Genomic DNA, 23,149 nt, shown 5'->3' with positions numbered 1-23,149 from the left:
CTAATGCCTCCTTACTGGCAACACGCTTGAGTTTTCTTTTGTTTGATATGGTTTAACAATTCATCCTCCTGATCGATTTGATGTAAGATCAATTGCAATGTATCAAACTCAGGACAGGAACCATTTATTGAATAATAACGCCATTGGCCTCTTCTGTCCTCATTCACAAACCCTGCGTTTTTTAATTTACGCAAATGCTGGCTTATGGCGGGCTGGCTCATTTCGAACATATCAACCAATTGACAGACACAATATTCTTTTTCAAGAAATAATCTCATCATTATAAGCCTAGTTTGATCACTAAGTGTTTTTAAACAGCGAGTCATCGCCGCAACATCAATCGTCATATGGCTCCTCCTTCCCAAATCAATATATAAGCAAATCGTTATATACACGCCAAATGATTATACATTCCCCTTTACGTTTCCATATGTAGCGCTCTTAAGAATCAAAACTTCGAAACGAAAACCTGAGTCGCTCCCCGCGTTTCCTTAGCGCCCCCGTCATTATATAAACTTTTATTTATATAAACAATCCCTGATATTTGGATCATCAAATATTTTTGATTCAATGAATATCAATCTCTTTATGAGAACTCTGCCTTATTTACCTTTATCCATTGTCGAAGCTGCTCCATTTTTAAAGAATGCGTTTCTATTTTAATCAAGTTTATTATGGGATTCCGGGTGTTTTCAATCATAATCCAGTCTGGTATAAATATTAGACTATTTCAGTTATGGAAGTGGTCATAGAGCCCAAGATGAAAATAGACAATCTTTTGGATATTAAAAAACAGGTCTCTTTAGAGGCCTGTTTACATTGCAAGTATTTTTTCCATTGCCATGACACCTACATAATGGCCATCGATTTTCTCCTGTTCTTTAAATACTCCAACTTTGCGATATTCCATTGAAGTATAGAACCCTTGTTCCAATCGATGAAAAGGAATGTAATAATATGATGTTATGTATTCACGATTGAATGACTTCTTTTTCGACATCCGATAAGAGTTCCCTCGATGATTCCGCTCAGCAACAAAAATCTTATATTTCACTGTACGATGGAACCAATTTGTCATATAATCCGTAGCTTTTGCAGTTCTTATCAGTTACATACTCTCTGTAGCAGAGGTAGCTTGAACTCCCTTAAACGCATTCATCACCAAATCATGCACATAGGAATCATTCACCTCATCCCCTGTTATAAGCAGACGATAGAAAATTGGTCCGTAAATGAGATCTATGCTTACTTCAATATCAAGATTCTCTCTTAATTCACCTTTCTGAATTCCCTTTTCTAGAAGGCCTTTCGCTTGGAGGCGGCGAGGCTGGAAAAATCGTGTGCGATATTCTTCTGCCAATTTTTCATCCAACTGCCCTGCACCTATTAATTCCTTAATAACGGTTCCTTCCCTGCTTGTCAAAAACCTAGCTAAATTCGTGGCGTGGGTTACTATATCTTGTACTGACGACCCTGTATCAGGCACAGGCAGCCTGTCCGTCGCGGTCGAAAGAAAGCTGTCCATGATAACGGCAGCTTTGTTAGACCACCATTTATAAATCGTTGCTTTACTCACTTTCGCACGCTCTGCAATTTTATCGACTGTCACCGCATCAAAGCCTTTTTCCAGCAATAGGTCATAGGCTGCAGAGAGAATCGCCTTATGCGTTCCTTCATCACGCGGCCGCCCTCGTTTACTCTGCACATGAATCATTCCTTCCCGAAATACAAAACTATACGTTCAGTATACTTAACCTGAATAAAAAAGAAAACAGAAATCCATTTACAAAACTGAACGTTTAGTTTATTATTTTCATTAATCAACAAAACTGAACGTTCAGTTTATAAAATTGCTTGTGTTGAGAAGTCATCATTACACTCAAAAAAACACTTAAAAAGGAGTTCATTCTTATGGCTAATAGTAACAAACAAGCAGGTCAGAGGATTTCACCCAGTTTAACCCTTCTTCTCGCAACTGCATGCGGTATCATTGTTGCTAATCTTTACTATGCACAACCCTTGGTCGGATTAATTAGTAATGCAATTGGACTTTCTCCAAGCAGTGCTGGATTGATTGTTACACTCACCCAAATCGGATACGTTGCCGGCTTACTATTTCTTGTCCCTTTAGGAGATATCATCGAAAACAAAAAACTTATTGTTGTATCGCTCCTTCTAAGCGCAGCGGCTTTGACACTAACAGCATTTGTGAAGCATGGAATACTGTTTTTAGCAGCTGCGTTTTTCGTCGGATTGGGATCAATCGCAGCCCAAGTGCTTGTTCCATTTGCATCATACCTTGCATCAGACGCTGCACGCGGCCGGGTTGTCGGCAATGTCATGAGCGGCTTATTACTCGGTATTATGCTTTCCCGTCCGATATCTAGTCTAGTCGCTGATATCTGGGGGTGGAATGCAATATTCGCTTTGTCCGCCGTGGTAAGTGTTATCCTGGCCATCGTATTATCAAAAGTGCTTCCTGCCAGAAAACCAACAGCAAATACAAACTATACTGCCTTACTCGGTTCAATGTGGAAGCTGCTGCGCACGACTCCAGTCTTACGCCGCCGTGCCATCTATCATGCGTTTGTATTTGGAGCTTTCAGCTTGTTCTGGACTACCGTTCCTTTATTATTGTCCGGTCCTGGTTTTCATTTTTCTCAGAAGGCAATAGCACTCTACGCATTGGTTGGCATTGCGGGTGCAGTCGCTGCACCAATAGGCGGCCGGCTGGCTGATCGAGGCTTAACCAGGCTTGCCACTGGAATAGCTCTCGGTGTTGTCGTTGTCTCTTTATTACTGCCGCTCATGATTCAGAGCAGCTCCCCCGTCGGTATAACAGTTCTAGTGGCAGCAGCTATTCTGTTAGATATGGGTGTATCTGCAAACCTTGTGCTCAGTCAACGTGCCATTTTTTCGTTGGCGCCTGAAATTCGCAGTCGATTAAACGGATTATTCATGGCGATCTTCTTTCTAGGCGGTGCGATAGGGTCATCAATTGGAGGATGGGCATATGCCTCAGGCGGATGGGGTACAGCACTATGGATTGGAATCGCTTTTCCGGTCATCGCTTTGCTTTATTTCATCACAGAGAAATAATCTTTCACCAAAATGGCTTATTTTTGGCAGAAAAAATACCAAGGGTTTTGACGCCCTTGGTATTTCTGTGATTCAGACCTTCACCGCTGACACCCACAAGCCCTCAAAAAGTGTTTTTGATTACATTTACCGGCGGCATGTCAGTTACCGTTAAAAAGGTCATTCTATTTTTTAATGATGATTAAGATTTCTAAAATTGCTGCCCTTCACTTCAGCTACGTCATATACAGTGACAAAGGCGGATTTATCAATATCATTAATAATTTCCTTTAGTTTGGTTTCTTCTAAACGGTTGATGACACATGTGATTTCTTTAAATTTCTCGTGGGAAAAACCACCGTAAGCTTCTTTATATGTAGCGCTTCGGCCTAATTGATCACGTATTGTCTCTACCATTAATTCAGGTTGGGTTGTAATAATTTGAAAGGTTTTAGAACCGCTTAAGCCTTCCTCCACAACATGAATCACTTTGGATGCAATGTAGTAAGCAATGACTGAAAGCAATGCCCCTTGTAAGCCAAATACTGTGGAAACAAAAATAAACACAAATAGGTTTAAGAATAGAATGAGATCGCTCGTTCCGAATGGCAGTTTTCGGGATAGCAGCACAGCAAGCATGTCAATTCCATCTAATGCGCCGCCATTACGCAGCGCCAGCCCCATTCCGAATCCAAGGATAATCCCGCCGACAACGGTAATTAACAGGGTATCTCCTTCTATGATAGCGGGTGTGTGGTGGAAAAAGCTTGTCCCCGCGGCAAGCGATACGATTCCGATAATTGATAATAATGCAAAGCTTTTCCCAATTTGCTTATATCCTAACCAGACAAATGGAATGTTGATCACAGCAATCAAAATCCCCAGCGGCAAGTTGAATAGCTGTGAACCAACGATGCTAAGACCCGTCACCCCTCCATCAGATACACTGTTTGGAATGAGCACTGTTTCTAGTCCATACGCCGCTATGATTCCTCCAATGATAACCATGATGATTTGGAAAATCATTTTCGCTTTAAATTTCTTATGTTTTTTGGTTGTATTCATACCATTCCTCATTTCTCAAATATTTCGTTATATTTAAATATACCATAATAGATATTTCCAGCTAAAAACATCCGTTTTTTTAAATAAAGTAATTAACAGTAAGGTAACCCTCTTTGACTTAGAACATTCATGTACCGTGCCGCCTGTTGAGCAAGCGGCCCCTTTCACTTCAGATCGTGAATCGCCCTCAAACTTCAACACCGAAAATCCTAATTTATTCTGATATGATACTTAAAAAAGGAGGTTTGATTACAATGAATAACCTGTGCCGCAGTAAACAAGCCCCATTTGAATACACCTTATCTCTTATAGGGGGCAAATGGAAAATGAGAATTCTCTATGAGCTAGGGTGTGAAAAAACGATGAGATACGGCGAGCTGAAAAGGGCTATGCCCTTCATCACCCATAAAATGTTAAGCGCACAGCTTAAGGAATTGCAAACTGACGGCCTTATTCATCGGTCTGAGGTTTCTCAAACCCCACTGAAAGTAGAGTATTCGTTATCTGACAGAGGGCGATCTTTGTATCCCCTCATAGATGAAATGTGTAAGTGGGGAATGGCACAAGGAATGCCTCATATGTAAAACTACTTACAAAAAAGTGCGTACTTGTTTCCCAATGAGAGGAATTTTATACTGAATGAAAATGCTTCTTGTGGAGGAAAAAATGACAAAACAAGTCTATATCATTCATGGCTACAGAGCCTCCTCAACAAATCATTGGTTCCCTTGGCTGAAAAAACGTCTGCTCGCAGATGGGGTCCAAGCAGACATTTTAAACATGCCTAATCCGCTCCAGCCAAGACTTGAGGATTGGCTGGATACACTCTCTTTTTATCAGCACACTTTACATGAAAATACGTATTTGGTTGCACACAGCCTAGGGTGCCCAGCCATTTTGAGATTTTTGGAACATATTCAATTACGAAAACAGCTTGGCGGAATCATACTTGTTTCCGGCTTTGCCAAATCATTGCCCACTTTAAAAATGTTAGATGAATTTACACAGGGATCGTTTGATCATCAAAAAATCATCGAGTCCGCGAAGCACCGTGCTGTCATTGCTTCTAAGAACGACCAAATTGTTCCATTTTCATTCAGCAAGGATCTGGCACAACAAATTGATGCTGCGTTATATGAAGTTCAGCACGGAGGTCATTTTCTAGAAGATGAGGGATTTACTTCTTTGCCTATTGTTTATGATGTTTTAACCTCTTATTTTTCAAAGGAAACTCGCTAACATCTTTCACCCATCTGCTTCAATCGAGCCCGCGAAAAGCGGGCTTTCTGAGTTATCGTTTGATCAATACAGATAACTCACCTTCAAACACTTTTACTTCTTTTTGATTATAAGTAGATAGCAATACTGTGAGTATTCCCAATTCATTTCTCTTCGGCTGCTTATCAAGAACCTCAACAATTGTAAACAATTCATCATCCGGATATACGGGTTTTATGAATGTCATATGATTCATCTCTGTTCCGGCTATAATATCGTCTCCATAGAAACCTTCTTCAATCCAAAGTTTAAAAGATATGGCCAGTGTTTGTATGCCGGAAGCGATAATTCCATTAAATCTGCCTTTACTCGCTTTTTCTTCATCTACATGCATATACTGAGGGTCAAATTCACCCGCAAACCGCATAATATCATCTTTTGTTATTTTTAATGATTTCGTTTTGAATACCTGTCCAATTGTAAACTCATCTAACTTCATTCTTACACCTCTATTTTTTCAATTGTCTATTTTGTTTATTTTAGCACTGTGAGGAGCAAATAAAAAATTCTGTTTTTCGCTAAACAGACATATCGTGGGCTGGACTGCTGGCACTCATCATATACTTAAAAAATATTGAACAGCTCTCAACACTTAGTTCCGTCACTTGGCCATTTTGCTAAACTGAAAGCTCCCTCATATCTTCCAGGCAGCCTTCAGTTTTTTTATGCCTTCTCTTATGTCGGATTCAGAAACCCCTGCAAACCCGAGCGAGACCGTTTTTGCAGGAGGATGATGTTGATAAGAAAGAGAAACAGGATAAATTTTTACTCCATGTTTTTTCGCCTTCTCAATTAACTCTTTTTCACCAAATGGCAAATAAACGTCTAGTAAGATACGAAGCCCAGAGTTTTCTCCACGAATTCTGACATGCTCTCCTAATTCCCTTTGCACTGCCTCTAATACAATGGCTCTTTTTTTGCGGTAAAGTTTTCTCATTCTGTTGATGTGTTTTTGCCACTCTCCATTTTTTATAAATTCAGCTAGCGTTAGCTGACTGTGGCAGGACACTGTCTGCTTATATAAGGACGTGATTTCATGGCCTTTTTTTAAAAGAGGCAAAGGAAGAATCATATAACTGATACGCAGCGAGGGCAAAAGAGACTTAGAAAAAGTGCCCATATAAATGACGCGGTTATGCTGATCAAGCCCCTGCAGAGAAGGAACCGGCTGTCCTGTGTACCTAAATTCCCCGTCATAGTCATCCTCTATGATAAAGGATTGATTTTCAGCCGCCCATTTGAGGAGCTGAATTCTTCTATTGATCGTCATGATTGTTCCCAGCGTAAATTGATGGGAAGGTGTGACATATACAAGATTTGGCTGCTGTTCTTTGATCTTCTGTATAGAGATCCCTTCATCATCAACTGGTATTGGAACAATCTTCATGCGATTGGCTTCAAAAATCTTGCGTGCTCTCGGATAACCAGGATCCTCATACCCTATAGAAATATTCGGCTCAAAAACTTGGCACAAGATTTGCAGCAGAATAGGGTTCCCGGCACCTATAATCACTTGTTCAGGGCCGCAATGAACACCCCGAGATTGATACAGGTACTCTGCAATAAGTGTTCTCAGCTCAAACTCTCCTAAAACATGTCCCGGCCGATAAAGCTCGTGTCCATATTGGTCTAAGCTATTGACCATGCTTTTTCGCCATGCGGAAAAAGGGAAGTAAGAAGAATCTACATTCCCATAATGAAAATCAATCGATTGTTTATTTTCTTCTGCTTCTTGTTGAATGGGTGTTGTGCTTGGCATTCTATCATAAGCAAAATCTGAATCATAATAATCAGCAAACCACCCGCTTCTTGGCTTGCTCACAATATAGCCCTCAGCAGCGAGCTGTTCATAGGCACGCTCTACAGTCGTTTGGCTGATGGAAAGCTGATTCGCCAGGAGTCTTTTTGAAGGAAGCTTCATTCCTTTTTGAATACGGCCCCGATGCATATTTTCTTTAAAATATCGATAAAGCTGCTGATAAAGCGGAATATCCAGATTTCTATCCAAAAAAGGCGTGATATCCATTTGCGCGTTGTTCTCCTAACTGGTATGCATTTTTTTATGAAAACTGGCTGTTTATAAAAGGCCAATTCCAGTTTATAGTCATTGTAATCCTTAGCTACTGGTTTTGTTAAGAAAATACAGACAATGAACAAGAAAGATATGTGGAGTGATTGTAATGAACAAACGAACAAATGGCTGGATAAATGGTTTTATAGGCGTACTCATTTTCAGCGGCTCGCTGCCTGCGACCCGTTTGGCTGTGTCGGACTTCGATCCGCTGTTCCTCACCGTATGCCGCGCTGCGATAGCTGGTGTACTGGCGGGAGGTCTCCTTCTCATCTTCCGGCAGCAGCATCCTTCCAAAAGAGACCTCATTTCATTATTAGTGGTAGCGTTTGGCGTAGTGATTGGTTTCCCGTTGCTGACAGCTTTAGCGCTTCAGCATGTCACTTCCGCACACGCCATTGTCTTCATTGGACTTCTTCCACTCGCAACGGCGGTCTTCGGCGTACTGCGCGGGGGTGAACGCCCTCGGCCCGTCTTCTGGATTTTCTCAACCGTTGGCAGCTTGTTAGTAGCAGGTTTCGCCCTCATTCAGGGGGGAGGTTCATCCCCGCTTGGCGACGCGTACATGCTGGCTTCTATTGTCGTATGCGGTCTCGGTTATGCAGAAGGGGCAAGGCTTTCACGGCGTCTGGGGAATTGGCAGGTAATCTCATGGGCACTCGTTCTGTCGCTTCCTCTTATGCTGCCATTGTCGTTCTTTTTTACGCCGGACTCATGGTCGGCGATCGGCGTTCCCGCACTGCTCAGTCTTGCATATGTATCCTTATTCAGCATGCTGATCGGCTTTGTGTTCTGGTATCGCGGTCTTGCCCAAGGCGGAATTGCGGCGGTTGGGCAGCTCCAGCTTCTCCAGCCTTTTTTTGGGCTGCTGCTTGCCTCAGTGATTCTGCACGAGAAAGTGGGCTGGGCACTCGTAGCAGTGAATATCGCCGTTATCATGTGCGTTGCAGCAGCTCGGAGATTTGCAAAGTAAGGCAGATCGGCCGGATGAGTAAAATAAATGAAAGCATGAAAAATACCAAGAGTCTGCGGCTCTTGGTATTTTTCATGCTACCGAGAGGACTTGAACCTCACATAAAGAAGTGAAAAGGTTTTTCCTACTTGTTAATCACAATCGATAATTTATAATTGACATGCTTATTTAATTCCACTAAAAATTGATCTAATGCTTCATTAGACGGAAATCTGCATTCTAAAAGATAACAGCCATCCCCGCTGATTTTATAATTATTCATGACATATTTCTTTTGTGTTTTGATAAATGACAGGTATGGCTGATGATGGGTGCTTTTTGTATAGATATTAAGCAAAGCATGTATATAATACCCTAATTTCACTTGGTTCACTTTAATTGTATATCCCTCTATAACGCCGTTGTCTTCTAATTTGGCAACCCTTGAGGCTGCTGCTTGCCCTGTTAAATGAACTTTATCACCTAATTCTTTCATCGTAATACGGCTATTTTGAGATAACTCCTCTAATATTTGCATGTCTGTGTAATCCAACAAATCAAATCCCTTCTAAAATCTTTCTGTTCATCATCTCTCTAAAAAGGTGCAGTCCTGCACATTGCTTTAACATTTGTTTCATTTAATTAATCTGATTCTGCCTTAATGACAATTTATACAAAATAAATTACATACTTTCAAAAATCAAGTCAATCGACAGAAAGACTTGATTTTTTCCATGTATTTATTCAGGTGCTGTCTGTACACTATACAGATATTAAAGAAAAGGAGTTTTACACATGAACATTCAGCAAATTCGTAATGCCACACTTGTTGTCGAATATGCGGGCAAAACGTTTTTAATAGACCCAATGTTAGCTGAGAAGGGTGCTTATCCCCCATTCCCAAATGCCCCAAGACAGGATCAAAACAATCCTTTGGTTGAATTGCCAGCCTCTGTTGACCATATTATTAACGATATCGATGCTGTTATTGTTACCCATCTACACCTCGACCATTGGGATGAGGCAGCTAAAGAGGTATTGCCAAAAGATATCAAGCTGTTCTCCCAAAATGAAGAAGACGCAACAGAAATACGAAATGCCGGATTCAAAAATGTCGAAGTTTTAACAAAAGATACGGTCTTTGAAGGGATTCAGCTTATTAAAACAAAAGGCGAACACGGAAGAGGAGACATTTTAAAACTCGCAGGCCTTGTATGCGGCGTTGTGTTCAAACACAAAAGTGAGAAAACGTTATATGTAGCTGGAGATACAGTCTGGTATGATGCGATTCAAGAAGAGATTGATACACACCAGCCGGAAATCGTTGTAGTGAACGGCGGAGATAATCAATTCTATGAAGGCGGTTCTCTCGTCATGGGTAAAGAAGATATCTATGAAACGTATAAGGCTGCAGCAAAAGCAAAAATCATCGTGAGCCACATGGAAGCTGTCAACCATTGGGGTTTATCAAGAGAAGAATTAAAATCCTTTATTCATGAAAAAGGAATCTCCTCTCATGTGTTAGTGCCTGATGATGGCGAATCATACTCATTTTAAATGCTTATTTAATGACGGGTAGGGTTATAATATCCGGTGAGAACAATACAGAATGAGTGCGTCGCTTTTTTTGAAACGATTGAAGTATAGTGCCTTAAAAAGACTTTGTATTCTACCCCGCAATTAGATACACCGTTTCCGAGTGTAGATGGTTTAATAGAATCTGAAAAGAAAAACTTTGATGCTTTTCCCGGATTTTAAATGCCAATTAAAGCGATAGAGCTGAAGATGACATTGCAGCCGATTGTTTTGGAAGCATACAGAACTCCAGTTGCCGGTGTCTTTTGCGTATTGAAGACGGTAAAATGATTGAATAGAGATCTCATGTTGCTATCTATGACATTCTTTCGTCAGTTTGGCGTCTATCCCTACTTCGTGATCAAGCAATGGCTTGGTCTAAAGCATTATCCGATTGGTTATTGGTGTCACGTTTATGTAACTACCCAATCATAGTAACATACAAGCTTCTTTCATCGATTAAAATCTTATATAGAAGTAAGAACACCTTCATGGTTTCATCACAATTATAAAAAACTAGTTACTGATTAGTAACTAGTTTTTTATTTCAAAAGATTTACATGTTTGGTTTCACCATATTTTCTGGTTTAACCATCTCATCAAATTGTTCTTCCGTTAATAGTTCGAGTTGGACAGCAGCCTCTTTTAACGTTAAGCCTTCTTTATGAGCAAACTTAGCAATTTTCGCAGCATTTTCATATCCTATATAAGGATTCAATGCTGTAACAAGCATTAAAGACCCAGAAAGATTTTCTTTAATGGTTTTATCATTAGGTTCAATACCAACCGCACAATGATCATGGAAAGATTTTATTCCATCACTCAGTAGCTGCACGGATTGAAGGAAGTTATAGATAATAACTGGTTTAAATACATTTAGTTCAAAGTTGCCCTGACTTGAAGCAAAACCAATAGTTGCATCATTCCCCATAATTTGAGCCGCAATCATGGTAAGGGCTTCACATTGAGTAGGGTTAACTTTACCTGGCATAATGGAGCTGCCAGGCTCATTTTCCGGGATTGAAATTTCCCCGATCCCACAGCGAGGACCGCTTGCAAGCCATCTAACATCGTTCGCAATTTTCATTAAGTCAGCAGCTAATGCCTTCATAGCACCATGTACATACGTTATTTCATCATGACTAGTTAAGGCATGGAACTTATTAGGTGAACTTTTAAACTGTTGGCCTGTAAACTTCGAGATTTCCTCTGAGACAACTTCTCCAAACTGTGGATGTGCATTAATACCTGTCCCTACTGCCGTACCCCCGATAGCAAGTTCACGCATTTTTTCAGTTGCTTCCAATATCATTTCTTTCGAACGATCAATCATATATACCCAACCGATAATTTCTTGTCCAAGGGTAAGAGGGGTAGCATCTTGAAGATGTGTACGACCTATTTTTACAATGTCATTGAATTTTTTTGCTTTTTCATCTAATGTGTTCCGAAGTTGATCAAGTGCAGGAACTAATTGTTCATAGATAGCTAATACACCTGCAACATGCATCGCTGTTGGGAAAGTGTCATTCGAGCTTTGACTGCGATTGACATCATCATTTGGGTGTATAGTTTGTGTAGAGCCTTTCTCTTTTAATAAAAGTGTTGCAAGGTTTGCTATAACTTCGTTAACATTCATATTGCTTTGTGTACCGCTTCCCGTCTGCCAAACAACGAGTGGAAAATTGTCATCATATTTACCTTCAAGAATTTCATCACAAACTGCGGTAATAACCTCTGTTTTTTTACTATCCAAATTCCCTAAACGATTATTAGCAATCGCTGTACTGCGCTTCAATATAGCAAAAGCTTTAACAATACGTTTTGGCATTTTTTCAGAACCTATCTTGAAGTTCTCTTTACTACGTTGTGTTTGCGCTCCCCAAAACTTATCAGCAGGCACCTTTATTTCTCCAAAAGTATCTTTTTCAATTCGATAGTTCATTAAAATAGTCCTCCTTCTGAACACATAATTAGTTTAAAATTTATATAAGAGTTTATATATTTTGTTGATGAATTTATCATAACACTCATAAATTATGATGTATAATGCATAATAAATATGATTTTAATTCCTTCATGTAATGAATTATAAAAAAGGAGGATTTTTTTAATGGAATGGGAACAATTAGAGTACTTCCAAACTCTTGCTCGTATACAGCATGTAACGAAAGCTGCTGAAACGTTATCAATTACACAGCCAGCACTTTCTCGATCTATTGTTAGGTTAGAAAATCAATTAGGTGTTCCGCTTTTTGATAGACAAGGCCGGTCCATAAAATTAAATAAATATGGGGAAAGATTCCTAAAGAGGGTCGATTCCATAATTAAAGAATTTACTGAAGGAAAGGAAGAAATTCAATCCCTTTTAAAACCAGATCAAGGTGAAGTGTCTTTAGGCTTTTTACATACTCTGGGTACGACTATCGTTCCAAATTTAATTGGAGCATTTAAGAATCAATACCCAAATGTTCATTTCCAACTAAACCAGTCTCACTCTAATCAGCTTTTAGATAAACTAAAATCAGGTGAACTAGATCTTTGCCTGCTTGCTTCTTTTCCAGTCGAATCAAATATAATGTGGAAACCCTTATGGAAGGAGGAGCTCTTTTTATTTTTGCCCAAAAATCAAGTGTTAGCTACTCGTGAGGATATTACGTTAAACGAAATAGCTAATGAGCCTTTTGTGCTAATGAAGGAAGGTTTCGCTCTTCGAGTAACAATAGATCATATATTTGAACAGGTTAATATTAACCCAAACATTGTATTTGAAGGTGAGGAAGCTGCTACAATCGCAGGTTTTGTGGCAGCGGGTCTTGGTGTTTCAATTCTTCCTGATTTTAAAGGGTTAGACCAAACAAATATCGCAAAGGTTCGGATTAGTTGGCCAAGGTTTGAGCGTACAGTCGGTATCTCTTGGATTGAAGGGAAATATCTACCACCTGTCACCGAAAACTTCAAGCAATATATCATCAATCAGTTTCCTCAAATTGATTCGATATAGTATCAACTAACTGTCATATATGAAATATAAAGGTTATTACGGAAAACTCACATAAAAAAGATACCAGTTTTGCATGGTATCTCCTTTCATATCCAGAACATCACATCATCTACAACTTAAAGTTTATCCCCCTATGTGTTTTGCTTCTGTTTAAGGCTGTTCCACATTTTAATAGATACGACTGAAATCAAAACAAATGATACGATAACCAAAACAGTACCCGCTAACGACTCGCTAAAGTTAATGACAATAAAGCTAGAAAAAATCAATAGGGGAATATTCGTAATAACGACAGTTAAAATGTAAACACGGTATTTTAACCCTACGGCAGCTGGGTTAGCCTCACTTCCCGGCCCCGCACCCATACTTGCCGTGTATCTGTATTTACGGTCAAGTCACCAATTTCAATGATGTTCTTCGTGCTGCTTGTATCAGTATTGTATTTTTTATATCTTCTTAACTGAGATTTGACCCTGGCGATTAATTCTAATGGGTTAAACGGTTTTGATAAATAATCGCGGCAAGTCCCTGAATTTTATCCATATCCTCCGATTTTGCAGAAAGCATGATAATAGGCAGATTTCGTTCTTGCCTAATCTTCATACATGCTTCAATTCCATCCATGTTGGGCATCATAATATCCAAAATCATGAGGTCAAATTCTTTTTGTTCCAGCATGCTTAAAGCTTCGATTGCGTCTTTAGCCTTTTGAGTGTGCAGGCCTTCATTTTCTAAATAAACAGAGATGAGATTTCTAATGTCTTTGTCATCATCAACAATAAGAACGTTCGACTCCATATAATTCCTCCAAATCATTTTGCGGCATTGAGCAGCTAAAGACATAAGCCGGCGGTACATTTCTAAGCTCTCTTTTTACATCTATTTTGGTAAAAAACTGTTCAAAAAACGGTTTTTTCAACGTAGTGTATTGAAAAGTAATGAATTCACCATCTCTTTTTAAAATTTTTGCGGTATCTAATAAAATGTTGGCTGAAACCGTTTTTGGCAAGCTTGCAAAGGGAAGGCCGGATATCACATAGTCTATATAAGGCATACCATAATCCTCTGCATACTGGCTGCTATTTTCTGCAGATCCATTTACAATAAATACATTCTTTTCGTCTTTAAATGTCTCTTTCAATAGGAAATAAAATTCTTCATTTTGCTCCACTAATAAAATAGTCGTCTCAGGTCTTCGTTTTTCAAGCAGTTTTTTTGTGAATGCACCCGTACCCGGCCCGTATTCGACAATGTATGCAGCCTTCTTGAAATCAATTCCTTTCACCATTTTATCTCCAAGATACCTTGAACTAGGAAGGATCGCACCAACAGTTCTCGGATTCACTATATACTGAAATAAGAATAACAGACGTTTCATATCTAATCTCTCCATTTGTTTTGCTTTTATATCCCACTTTACATTCAAAACCTGAAGAAAAAGGGGCAAAACTTCTTAAGAATTCTTAAGTTTTCGCGATGCTATTCAAGATCGTTTCCTCTTCTTAAACGGTTTTCAATATCATCCTATCTATTCCATGGTAATATTTAGATACATAAACTTATATATGAAGCTGACCTGAATTAATAGAGAGGAATGAAAAAATGAAGAAACGCAGAAAGATATGTTATTGCAATACTGCCCTGCTGCTTATGATTTTGCTTGCTGGATGTACGGACAGTAAGAATGGAGAAGCACAACAACCTTCAAATCAAGCTTCTGCTGTACAATCTGACGAAAAACACACTGAGCCTGAAGAGAGCACCAAAATACGCAAGGATGAAGCGGAGCCAATAACAGAATCAGAAGAATCCGCAACAAAAGCTGCAAATGATACCTCTTCAGCAGAAGAGAAAAGCAAAGAAGACAATGTATTGGCAGCATACTCTTCGGAAAAAATCGAATATGCCAGAGTTTGGCTTCAACTCGGACCTAATCAAGAGATAGATGAATTAAATGTTCGACATATTTCGGCTGGCGAGCCAATTAATCCTAATGATGATACAAGTGCCAGCTATCCAGAAGATGTAACCCAGTTAGCTGGCTCTCGTTTAGTGGATGGATCAGTCACTTATCATGGCAATGGGGATGGCACGATTCATGTATATAATGTGCCTTTACGATGGGATTCTGCTGATGATGTAGAAAAAGGCGTCATGAGGGAAGTGACTGAGAATATCATAAAAAACAGAAAAACAGTGTATGTTGATACAGGTAACAATGAAAAAATCAAGCGGCTCATTGATATCATGATGATTCATTAATCAGTATTCGTTTGTCTGTACCTGACTAAATACAATGGTTAATAAGGTATATTAATACAAAAACAAAGTTTGGAGTGTAGTAACTTGCTAAAAATCTTCCGGTTCTATTAGTTCTCCTATCAGTTGGAGGCATTCTAAATGTGATGAGCCGTACCGATGAGCTATTTCTAGGTGTTGCATTAATATTTTATAGCGCTGCTAGTGGCATACAATGTTAATCAAAAGAAGCATTTCAGCAGTAAGTGAATGTTGTCCTAAGAAAAAACAAGCATCTTACTATGCTTGTTTTTCTTCTATAGAAAGGATCTTATTACGCTATGATGCTATTCCTTTAGCCTGAACCTTGGCGCCTAATCCTTTAATCCCTTTCCATCGAGAATTTTTTGCACATATTTTTCGACTCTCGATTCTCGGGTTTTGGATTGTTTGGCTTGAGAAAAATAAAGAGTGTACGCTCTTTGCCGTCCCGGGGTCAATGCTTCAAAAGCAGTTTTCAAGGCAGGGATTTCATCGAATTTATTTTGAAGTTCTTCAGGAATGTTCAATTCAATATTTTTGTTAACATCCACTTTCAAACCGGCTTTTTCAACTTCAATGGCTTCGTGAATATAGGCTTTCAAAATGTTTTCTAGCTCATTTATTTCCTGAACATTTGTAAACCGAATCTGGCGCGCCGCCTGTACATTCTCCGTTTGTTGAATGAGAATTCCATGGGCATCCTGTAATAGGGCACCTTTGTGAAACAGAAGCGCACAATATTCTTTAAACCCATGTATTAAAACGACATTTTTATTATTGTATGTGTAACAAGGATGCATCCACTTAAAATCTTCAGTCAGCTCACAGTCAAGAATGATGGTTCTCAACTTCTCAAATTCTTCCTTCCACTTTTTGGTTTTACTTAAAAATTCATCAACCTTCGGATTCGTTCTGCTATTTGTCATGAAGGAATTCCTCTCTTTCCAAGCTTTTTACATTTACGTGAATTGACAATAATGAAGTCCAGTTTTATTTTTGACATCTCGGTATTTATTTTATTCTTCTATAGGTTCCTTCTCTTATTATTCAATAGATTAAGCTTAAAGTAGGGATGATGCAACAACAAAAAAAAAGAAGGCCCACAAGCCTTCTCTTTTTGTATAATTATTTCACTGACAATCTGAAAAAATAACAATTCGATTATTATATATCTTTTTTATTCTTGCCAATGCATAAGGTTACGGCAACACTAGCTATACTGACTAAAGTTCCTGCAGTAGAAACTAGAATTGTCAAAAAGCCATTGGGAATAAGAAAACCAATTGGAATGAGCCCCAGAAAAGTGAAAACGATAAAACATTGGTATACACCAGATATTATTCTTACAACCAAATTGCCAAAAAAGGACATGACTAATGGAGGGATAAATAAAAATACAACGATCCCAATTGAGATCATCAAGATAAGAGGTTCATCAAATGAGATGACATGATCTCCAGGCGACTCTTTAGCGGCCGCTAAAACAACAACGATAGACATCATTAGTGTAACAAAAACAAGAGAAAACCTTTTTAACAACGTTATGACTCCTTTACCTAAAGCGAGTAATCCTGCCTTTTTCAAATCCGATAACCATTTTATGTGATTCAATTAAAGAATATGCAGTGAGTGACACAGCTATAAGGAATCCTGGTCAAATCTTTATAATAGATTTAATGGAGCAACTATAGTTCGTTAGAATATTAGACGATGCAATAGACTTTATCTAACAATATAACAAATTAATGTAAACTAAACAATCCTACCCTTTAGCGGCCCTAGACCATACCACCACTGGAATGAGTAATAAGGACAAAACCCCTCCAGTAAGTGATAATGCTAGGTAACTTGAACCTGCCACAATCATTCCAGATAATGCCCCGCCAGCAGCTCCTGACAACGCAATCAGAACATCCACTGTCCCCTGCGTTTTAGCTCGTGTGGCAGAATCAGTTGAATCTACAATAAGGGCAGTCCCGCTTATCAAACCAAAATTCCACCCTAATCCCAGTAAAGAAAGAGCAATGACGAGAAGAACCATAGAATCTCCCGGAGCAAACGCTGCTATTACACCTGCCAAAAGCAACGTTGTTCCAGAGGAAATGGCCATTGCGGTACGTCCCAACCTATCTACAAGAACACCTGTAACGAGTGAAGGGAGATACATAGCACCTATATGAAAACCAATAACAAGACCGACTGCACCCAAGTCATGCCCATGATGTCTCATATGGACCGGTGTCATTGTCATAATAGCTACCATTACAATTTGAGTAAGAACCATAACCGTTGCCCCAACGATTATGCCTTTTTTGTTTTCTGAATGCTCAGCTGCCGCCAAATGTCCTGTATCACCCGGCTCTTCATTTGCCGCTTCTATTGTTCTTGCTATAACTAATGGATCTGGACGAAGCATAATGAAAAGGACCACACCTGCTAAAATATATGCTGCTGCGGCTAAAATGAAAGGGCCAGCAAGTGATGGAACACCAATAGAAAGAGCGAAATCCCCCATCACATTCACTAAGCTTGGACCTGCCACTGCGCCAAATGTAGTAAAAACCATCGTAATACTAACAGCAGTCGCTCGCTGCTTACGATTTGCTAAGTCTGTACCAGCATAACGGGCTTGTAAATTTGTGGCTGTTCCTGCACCGTAAATAAGCAATGAAATAAATAACAAGAAAATACTATTTATGATTGCTGCCATAATAACGCCTATTGCTCCAAGTCCGCCAATCATAAAGCCAGCTGAAAGACCTGTTCGACGGCCATAACGTTGAGAAAGTCTTCCAACAATTAATGCAGATCCTGCTGACCCTAAAGTAAATAAAGCAGAAGGCAGACCAGCAAACGCATCAGTGCCAAGCATTTGCTGTGCAATAAGCGCACCGACAGTCACTCCTGCCGCCAGCCCCGCACCGCCAAAAATTTGTGAGATACTCACAACGAACAATGTACGCTTGTATAACGATTTTTGTTTTTCTGGTGAACTGATGTAGCTTTGTAATGAAGCAGTTTGAACATCTATTGCTTTTACGCTGTCCTTGTCTAACATCATCTGACCTTCCTTTCTAAAAGCCAATTTTGTATAAACCTCCCTCTAGATGTGGATCATCATAACACGCACAAAAAAGCCATACAATGTCATAATTGTATGGCAAACAATATTAGGTAAGATCGTCTAGCAAACGTCTCAGGATCATTAATCCTTGTTCAAGCTCTTCAAGTGTTTTTGGTGCACAGACAGAAACCCTTACAGCCCTTTCAGGACAACTATTTCCCACTACAAAGCGTTCAGCCGCATACACTTGCACGCCATGTCGAGCAGCCAACTCTTCAAATTCGGCACCAGACATTTTACCCGGTAACAACAACCAACGAAAAATGCCTGTTTCAACACCTAAACATGCATATCCCGCAACATATCGGTTTACGAGTTGATTTCTGCGAATGGTTTGTTCACGATGACTCTCAATTAAGACTTCAAATTGATTTGATACAATCGTGCGAGCAGTAAGTTCAGCTAATAGCGGGGAAACGGTTATATTTAAATTATAAAGCGCCTTTGATATTGGCTCCTTATATTGTCTCGGCACTGCTACATAAGCCAAACGCAGGCCTGGCGCTAACGATTTTGATAAACTTGCAATATGGATAACCTGTTGCGGTGCGAATGAGGCGAGCGCCGGAAGCGGATTTTTGTTGAGAAGATGGTACGATGCATCTTCAATAACAAATAGATTATATTTCTTTGCAATGTCTGCAACCATTCTTCGATTCTCAACAGACATAAAGGAAGTCGTCGGATTATGGTAATCCGGGATTAAATACAAACCTTTAATATTTTCATTTTTACACGCATATTCAAGTGACTCCGGACTCATTTCATCGTTCTCTGATTTTATCGGTACGATTTGCACACTAAGCAATGATGCAACAGTTTTTAAACCAGGGTACGTATGATGGTCAACTCCGATGCGGTCTCCAGGCTTACAAAGACTCGCCAATGTCGCTGCAATCGCATTTTGGCCTCCATTTGCAAATAAAATGTGATCAACGGATGTTTCAAATCCGCCTCTTTGGATGAGCTTTACAGCTGCATCTTTTTGCCAAAGGCTTTCGCCTGCCCGGCCGTAGCTAAACCATTTTTCATAATCCTCCTCCTGAATCATGTTTTTCAGTTGGTGTAACAAGGGCTCATATGAAGCGTGATCTGGAAGTATTGCTCCCATTTCAATTAAATGTGTCGGCTTTGTATCCTCAAGTAAATACGCATTCGACAACGCATCATACGATACAAATGTGCCGCTCCCTACAGTCGCACTTAACAACCCCTTTAACTCACACACTTTAAATGCTTTTGAAATCGTACTCACATTTAAATCTAAATAATCGGCCAATTCTCGCTGTGGAGGAAGTTTTGTTCCAGGTAATAAAACTCCGTTTAAAATATCCTGTTCCAATTGCCCTGCAAGTGCTTTATAAATAGGCTTTTCAGCTTTATCAATCGATGGCTTCCAGCTCATCGGATAATTTTCAAAAGAATTGATAGGCATGATACGCATCCTTTTTCACTCAATTATATGAATGTGCCGTTTATAAGACAATTATAACTTTCTTTTATTGATGCCTTTTTATGAACAGCATGCTTCAATAAAACCTGTACAAATACAAGTGAATCACTTACTTTATTTCATATAAGTCATCCTGCAAAACTGTGCACAGAATGTCGGATAAATACATTTCACTCCTGTTATTCTTTGGTTAAAGGAGGCCAAATAAATGGATTTGCTTAAAAGTATGAATAGGGCGTTAAAGTATATTGAAGAAAACCTCACTAATGATATTGATTTTCAAGAGGCAGCAAAGCTTGCTTTCTGCTCTGAATATCATTTTAAAAGGATGTTTTCCTTCCTTGCAGGTATTTCATTATCGGAATATATTCGTCGCAGACGTCTTACTCTTGCAGCTTTTGAACTGAAAGACAGCAATGTAAAAGTGATTGATATTGCAATAAAGTACGGTTATAACTCACCTGATTCTTTTGCACGGGCATTCCAAAATTTACATGGCATAAACCCATCAAAAGCCAGACTTAATGGCCATTCCCTTAAAGCTTATCCACGAATGACCTTCCAGCTAACAATTAAAGGAGGAAATGAAATGAACTACCGTATTGAAGAAAAAGAGGCATTTCGCATCGTTGGCATTAAAAAAAGAGTTCCTATTATTTTTAAAGGGATTAATCCGGAGATTGCATCTATGTGGGAAAGTTTAGATGAAAAAGCAATAAATAAACTATAAGAGCTTTCTAATGTAGCACCATCAGGCCTCATTAGTGCATCCACCAATTTTTCTGAAGGTCGGACAGAGGAAAACGGAGAGCTCGATCACTATATTGGCGCACCCACAACGAAACAGTGTCCAGATAATTTCTCACGGCTTGAAGTTCCTGCCTCAACATGGGCTGTATTCGAATCAATCGGGCCATTTCCGGATACACTGCAAGAAGTATGGGGACGCATTTATTCCGAATGGTTTCCATCGTCAAATTACGAACAAATAGAAGGTCCAGAAATTTTGTGGAACGAGCATAAGGATGTAACATCACCATCTTTTAAAAGTGAAATTTGGATACCAATTACAAAAAAGAAAAATTGAAGGTTCTTGAAGAAAAAATACCAAGGGCGTCAAAACCCTTGGTATTTTTGATATTGCCGAGAGGGCTCAAACTCCACCAGTGTTTTTCATTGTCGGACCGGTCATGTAAGCAAAAAAAGCCCCTATATATCCCGATTTGCATGATTCCTAATCTTTAATATCGATTTTTCACTCTCCATAGAAGGCTCTTTATGTAAAGCCAATATTAAAGTTATCCCTATAATACAAATAGCACCAATCCATTGAAAAGAACCAAATGGCGCTTTTAACCAAACGACAGTTGTTACAACAGCTGATAGAGGCTCTAGACTGCCTAGTAGGCTTGTTTCTTTTGGAGAGAGGCTTTCCAAGCTTTTTATGAAGAACCAGAACGCAATCATTGTTCCAAATAATATCACAAATAAAATATATGCATACGCCTCAGCAGTTAATCGTTGAAAATCCAGTTGCCATGGCGGATGGATAAAACCCAATGCAAAACCGCCAATAATCATAGCCCAACCTACAACGACAAGAGAATCAAATTTATTTAATAAACCAACGGCATACAAAGTATAAAAAGCTGCCGCGAATCCTGATAAAACTCCCCATACTACTGCAGCTGCCGGCACTGAAAGTTGAGACATTGAACCATTTGTTAACAAAAAAAAGCAACCCACTAAAGCAAGTACAACAGTAATGATATCTTGTTTGGTAAGAACCGTTTGTTTTCGCAAAAGCGTGTAGATAATGACGATTACTGGGGATAAATATTGCAATAATGTAGCAACGGCAGCATTCCCATGTTGAATGGATGCCATATATGTGTACTGCACAGCTAGCATTCCCAATAGGCCAAAAATAAGAAGCTGGCCAGCCGACGCTTTGTTTCTCCAAACCTCAATAACCTGAGACCGATCCTTTCTGAACAGTTGCAGCATTAAAAGTAACATTCCAGCCGTAAGCAAGCGTGTCGTTACAAGCCAATTGACATCAATTTGATATTCTTGAAAAAGTTTTTTGGCTACTGTGCCTCCAATCCCCCAACATGTCGCCCCTGTTATAACATAGAACAATCCCATTCTTCTATTGGAAGTATTCATACATGACTCCTCACTAATAAATATAATAATAGTGTTATAATAAATGCAAAACATGATAAAAAATACTCAAATTGAATGAAAAAATATAAATATATTGAGGTGAGAAGTCAGAATGAAGAATTTTGTGATCGATCAAAATTTAAAAGAATTAACAGAGCATCGAACGGTAGAATTACCAGTTGCCTGTTACGAGACAAGGATCAATCAAAATATAAATGGCTATATTCCGCTTCATTGGCATGATGAAATCCAATTTGTTTTGATACTAAAAGGGATAGCTCTTTTTCAAATAAATGAAGAAAAAATAGAGGTTCACGAAGGGGATGGATTATTTATCAATAGTGGCTGCCTGCACATGGCCGAAGAAAAGGAAGGCTCGGATTGTACGTATATTTGCTTGAATGTGTCACCCTATTTCGTTTTATCTCAGGAACTGTATTCAAGCTATGTTCAGCCCTATATGTTTTCAACCAATTTGCCCTATTTATTTTTGGATGGAAATCAACAGTGGGCAAAAAATATTCTAGATGCTGTTAAAAAAATAAATCAATTGATTCAACAAAAGACATCGCTCTATGAGATTGACATTACGATGCAATTAACGTTAATGTGGAAAAACCTGGTCGTTAATGGTTTTCAATTAGAGTACGATCAATCTGAAATGATAAAAAGTCATCGAATGAAACAAATGTTAAACTGGATCCATCTCCATTATGCTGAAAAAATCACATTAGAGGACATTGCAAAAGCTGGCCAACTGAGCCGTTCTGAGTGCTGCCGTTATTTTAAACGAATGCTGAATAAGACGCCATTACGTTATGTAATGGATTATAGAATTCAAAAAAGCTTATTATTACTGCAACACCCTGAATCTAATGTGACAGAAGTGTCTTATCAAGTTGGATTTAACAGTACCAGTTATTTCATAAGTAAATTTCAACAAACGATGAATATGACGCCATTATCATACAAAAAAATTCATATGAGACATTAATTCATAAGGTTTATTCAATTCCCTGTTAATGGTGCCTCTTCTCATGTATGAATCGGCTGTTCATCTAGCAATTAGTGGAACGTCATGAGTTTAAAAAGGAAGCAAA

Annotated in this window: 21 protein-coding genes and 2 pseudogenes; 9 read left to right on the top strand and 14 right to left on the bottom strand. The window is 39.0% G+C overall.

The genetic code is table 11. From position 1 onward, the window contains the following. Positions 1–11: 11 nt before the first annotated feature. Both aseR and NYE53_RS02960 read right to left on the bottom strand, forming a co-directional pair. The gene (aseR, locus tag NYE53_RS02965; protein WP_015482851.1) at positions 12–347 is read right to left on the bottom strand and encodes a metal-responsive transcriptional regulator AseR; all 336 of its coding nucleotides are present in this window, start codon (positions 345–347) and stop codon (positions 12–14) included. Positions 348–1,108: 761 nt separating this feature from the next. Continuing rightward, complete coding sequence (locus NYE53_RS02960; protein ID WP_015715300.1) at positions 1,109–1,705, bottom strand: TetR/AcrR family transcriptional regulator; 597 nt, start codon at positions 1,703–1,705, stop codon at positions 1,109–1,111. Positions 1,706–1,911: 206 nt separating this feature from the next. Here NYE53_RS02960 and NYE53_RS02955 point away from each other — a divergent pair, with 206 nt between their 5' ends. Continuing rightward, positions 1,912–3,099: an MFS transporter gene (locus NYE53_RS02955; protein ID WP_339247162.1), complete on the top strand. Its 1,188-nt coding sequence runs from the start codon at positions 1,912–1,914 to the stop codon at positions 3,097–3,099. 171 nt (positions 3,100–3,270) lie between these two features. Here the strand turns inward: NYE53_RS02955 and NYE53_RS02950 are convergent, their stop codons facing one another. Then, positions 3,271–4,143, bottom strand: coding sequence for a YitT family protein (locus NYE53_RS02950; protein WP_021481667.1), 873 nt, complete (start codon positions 4,141–4,143; stop codon positions 3,271–3,273). A gap of 254 nt (positions 4,144–4,397) precedes the next feature. Between NYE53_RS02950 and NYE53_RS02945 the strand changes: the two genes are divergently transcribed. Together NYE53_RS02945 and NYE53_RS02940 are read left to right on the top strand one after the other, a co-directional pair. Then, positions 4,398–4,727 (top strand): winged helix-turn-helix transcriptional regulator, encoded by a 330-nt coding sequence (locus NYE53_RS02945; RefSeq protein ID WP_339247161.1) that lies wholly within the window; start codon positions 4,398–4,400, stop codon positions 4,725–4,727. 82 nt (positions 4,728–4,809) lie between these two features. Beyond that, positions 4,810–5,382 (top strand): alpha/beta hydrolase, encoded by a 573-nt coding sequence (locus NYE53_RS02940; RefSeq protein ID WP_339247158.1) that lies wholly within the window; start codon positions 4,810–4,812, stop codon positions 5,380–5,382. Positions 5,383–5,434: 52 nt separating this feature from the next. Here the strand turns inward: NYE53_RS02940 and NYE53_RS02935 are convergent, their stop codons facing one another. Together NYE53_RS02935 and NYE53_RS02930 are read right to left on the bottom strand one after the other, a co-directional pair. Then, on the bottom strand, positions 5,435–5,860 hold the full coding sequence (locus NYE53_RS02935; protein ID WP_339247157.1) for a MaoC family dehydratase: 426 nt from the start codon (positions 5,858–5,860) through the stop codon (positions 5,435–5,437). A 195-nt stretch (positions 5,861–6,055) separates the two neighbouring features. After that, entirely contained in the window at positions 6,056–7,447 is a 1,392-nt protein-coding gene (locus NYE53_RS02930) for a PLP-dependent aminotransferase family protein (protein ID WP_339247155.1), read from the bottom strand. A 154-nt stretch (positions 7,448–7,601) separates the two neighbouring features. Here NYE53_RS02930 and NYE53_RS02925 point away from each other — a divergent pair, with 154 nt between their 5' ends. Next, complete coding sequence (locus tag NYE53_RS02925; RefSeq protein ID WP_021481672.1) at positions 7,602–8,465, top strand: DMT family transporter; 864 nt, start codon at positions 7,602–7,604, stop codon at positions 8,463–8,465. Between the two features lie 124 nt (positions 8,466–8,589). Here the strand turns inward: NYE53_RS02925 and NYE53_RS02920 are convergent, their stop codons facing one another. After that, positions 8,590–9,000 carry an Lrp/AsnC family transcriptional regulator gene (locus NYE53_RS02920; protein WP_133953623.1) on the bottom strand — a complete coding sequence of 137 codons (411 nt, stop codon included), beginning with the start codon at positions 8,998–9,000 and terminating at the stop codon, positions 8,590–8,592. Positions 9,001–9,239: 239 nt separating this feature from the next. On the opposite strand from NYE53_RS02920, the gene NYE53_RS02915 reads away from it, so the two are divergent. Further along, the gene (locus NYE53_RS02915; RefSeq protein ID WP_339247153.1) at positions 9,240–10,001 is read left to right on the top strand and encodes an MBL fold metallo-hydrolase; all 762 of its coding nucleotides are present in this window, start codon (positions 9,240–9,242) and stop codon (positions 9,999–10,001) included. A 574-nt stretch (positions 10,002–10,575) separates the two neighbouring features. On the opposite strand, the gene fumC is transcribed toward NYE53_RS02915, so the two are convergent. Continuing rightward, positions 10,576–11,964 (bottom strand): class II fumarate hydratase, encoded by a 1,389-nt coding sequence (fumC, locus tag NYE53_RS02910; protein WP_339247150.1) that lies wholly within the window; start codon positions 11,962–11,964, stop codon positions 10,576–10,578. A 168-nt stretch (positions 11,965–12,132) separates the two neighbouring features. On the opposite strand from fumC, the gene NYE53_RS02905 reads away from it, so the two are divergent. Further along, positions 12,133–13,023 (top strand): LysR family transcriptional regulator, encoded by an 891-nt coding sequence (locus NYE53_RS02905; RefSeq protein ID WP_339247149.1) that lies wholly within the window; start codon positions 12,133–12,135, stop codon positions 13,021–13,023. Positions 13,024–13,357: 334 nt separating this feature from the next. Here the strand turns inward: NYE53_RS02905 and NYE53_RS02900 are convergent. Further along, a pseudogene (locus tag NYE53_RS02900) lies at positions 13,358–13,821 on the bottom strand (response regulator transcription factor); the annotation flags it as partial. Then, on the bottom strand, positions 13,796–14,401 hold the full coding sequence (locus tag NYE53_RS02895) for an rRNA adenine N-6-methyltransferase family protein (protein WP_339247147.1): 606 nt from the start codon (positions 14,399–14,401) through the stop codon (positions 13,796–13,798). The pseudogene NYE53_RS02900 and the gene NYE53_RS02895, both read right to left, overlap by 26 nt. Before the next feature lie 224 nt (positions 14,402–14,625). Here NYE53_RS02895 and NYE53_RS02890 point away from each other — a divergent pair, with 224 nt between their 5' ends. Beyond that, positions 14,626–15,285, top strand: coding sequence for a hypothetical protein (locus NYE53_RS02890; protein WP_339247146.1), 660 nt, complete (start codon positions 14,626–14,628; stop codon positions 15,283–15,285). Between the two features lie 350 nt (positions 15,286–15,635). Here the strand turns inward: NYE53_RS02890 and NYE53_RS02885 are convergent, their stop codons facing one another. From NYE53_RS02885 to NYE53_RS02870, 4 genes are all read right to left on the bottom strand, one after another. Further along, positions 15,636–16,229: a YdeI family protein gene (locus tag NYE53_RS02885; protein WP_339247143.1), complete on the bottom strand. Its 594-nt coding sequence runs from the start codon at positions 16,227–16,229 to the stop codon at positions 15,636–15,638. 238 nt (positions 16,230–16,467) lie between these two features. After that, on the bottom strand, positions 16,468–16,842 hold the full coding sequence (locus tag NYE53_RS02880; protein WP_339247140.1) for a hypothetical protein: 375 nt from the start codon (positions 16,840–16,842) through the stop codon (positions 16,468–16,470). Between the two features lie 223 nt (positions 16,843–17,065). Further along, positions 17,066–18,364, bottom strand: coding sequence for an MFS transporter (locus tag NYE53_RS02875; protein WP_339248485.1), 1,299 nt, complete (start codon positions 18,362–18,364; stop codon positions 17,066–17,068). A gap of 109 nt (positions 18,365–18,473) precedes the next feature. Continuing rightward, positions 18,474–19,862, bottom strand: a complete 1,389-nt coding sequence (locus NYE53_RS02870) for a PLP-dependent aminotransferase family protein (protein ID WP_336155128.1) — start codon at positions 19,860–19,862, stop codon at positions 18,474–18,476. 226 nt (positions 19,863–20,088) lie between these two features. Here NYE53_RS02870 and NYE53_RS02865 point away from each other — a divergent pair. Next, positions 20,089–20,967: pseudogene (locus NYE53_RS02865) on the top strand (AraC family transcriptional regulator). 122 nt (positions 20,968–21,089) lie between these two features. On the opposite strand, the gene NYE53_RS02860 reads toward NYE53_RS02865, so the two are convergent. Beyond that, on the bottom strand, positions 21,090–22,049 hold the full coding sequence (locus NYE53_RS02860; RefSeq protein WP_015252746.1) for a DMT family transporter: 960 nt from the start codon (positions 22,047–22,049) through the stop codon (positions 21,090–21,092). A 112-nt stretch (positions 22,050–22,161) separates the two neighbouring features. Here NYE53_RS02860 and NYE53_RS02855 point away from each other — a divergent pair, with 112 nt between their 5' ends. Next, on the top strand, positions 22,162–23,043 hold the full coding sequence (locus tag NYE53_RS02855) for a helix-turn-helix domain-containing protein (protein ID WP_336155125.1): 882 nt from the start codon (positions 22,162–22,164) through the stop codon (positions 23,041–23,043). Positions 23,044–23,149 lie beyond the last annotated feature (106 nt).

It is taken from the genome of Bacillus sp. FSL R5-0523 (assembly GCF_037975295.1).
Classification (GTDB): Bacteria; Bacillota; Bacilli; order Bacillales; family Bacillaceae; genus Bacillus; species Bacillus subtilis.
This window is presented reverse-complemented; position numbering and strand designations above follow the sequence as displayed.

Excerpts from the sequence above, each read along its gene's own strand:
- NYE53_RS02885 (WP_339247143.1), bottom strand. The coding sequence starts at position 16,229 with ATGACAAATAGCAGAACGAATCCGAAGGTTGATGAATTTTTAAGTAAA.
- NYE53_RS02905 (WP_339247149.1), top strand. The coding sequence starts at position 12,133 with ATGGAATGGGAACAATTAGAGTACTTCCAAACTCTTGCTCGTATACAG.
- NYE53_RS02890 (WP_339247146.1), top strand. The coding sequence starts at position 14,626 with ATGAAGAAACGCAGAAAGATATGTTATTGCAATACTGCCCTGCTGCTT.
- NYE53_RS02870 (WP_336155128.1), bottom strand. The coding sequence starts at position 19,862 with ATGCCTATCAATTCTTTTGAAAATTATCCGATGAGCTGGAAGCCATCG.
- NYE53_RS02860 (WP_015252746.1), bottom strand. The coding sequence starts at position 22,049 with ATGAATACTTCCAATAGAAGAATGGGATTGTTCTATGTTATAACAGGG.
- NYE53_RS02935 (WP_339247157.1), bottom strand. The coding sequence starts at position 5,860 with ATGAAGTTAGATGAGTTTACAATTGGACAGGTATTCAAAACGAAATCA.
- fumC (WP_339247150.1), bottom strand. The coding sequence starts at position 11,964 with ATGAACTATCGAATTGAAAAAGATACTTTTGGAGAAATAAAGGTGCCT.
- NYE53_RS02875 (WP_339248485.1), bottom strand. The coding sequence starts at position 18,364 with ATGATGTTAGACAAGGACAGCGTAAAAGCAATAGATGTTCAAACTGCT.
- aseR (WP_015482851.1), bottom strand. The coding sequence starts at position 347 with ATGACGATTGATGTTGCGGCGATGACTCGCTGTTTAAAAACACTTAGT.
- NYE53_RS02940 (WP_339247158.1), top strand. The coding sequence starts at position 4,810 with ATGACAAAACAAGTCTATATCATTCATGGCTACAGAGCCTCCTCAACA.
- NYE53_RS02855 (WP_336155125.1), top strand. The coding sequence starts at position 22,162 with ATGAAGAATTTTGTGATCGATCAAAATTTAAAAGAATTAACAGAGCAT.
- NYE53_RS02930 (WP_339247155.1), bottom strand. The coding sequence starts at position 7,447 with ATGGATATCACGCCTTTTTTGGATAGAAATCTGGATATTCCGCTTTAT.
- NYE53_RS02925 (WP_021481672.1), top strand. The coding sequence starts at position 7,602 with ATGAACAAACGAACAAATGGCTGGATAAATGGTTTTATAGGCGTACTC.
- NYE53_RS02945 (WP_339247161.1), top strand. The coding sequence starts at position 4,398 with ATGAATAACCTGTGCCGCAGTAAACAAGCCCCATTTGAATACACCTTA.
- NYE53_RS02915 (WP_339247153.1), top strand. The coding sequence starts at position 9,240 with ATGAACATTCAGCAAATTCGTAATGCCACACTTGTTGTCGAATATGCG.
- NYE53_RS02955 (WP_339247162.1), top strand. The coding sequence starts at position 1,912 with ATGGCTAATAGTAACAAACAAGCAGGTCAGAGGATTTCACCCAGTTTA.
- NYE53_RS02950 (WP_021481667.1), bottom strand. The coding sequence starts at position 4,143 with ATGAATACAACCAAAAAACATAAGAAATTTAAAGCGAAAATGATTTTC.
- NYE53_RS02895 (WP_339247147.1), bottom strand. The coding sequence starts at position 14,401 with ATGAAACGTCTGTTATTCTTATTTCAGTATATAGTGAATCCGAGAACT.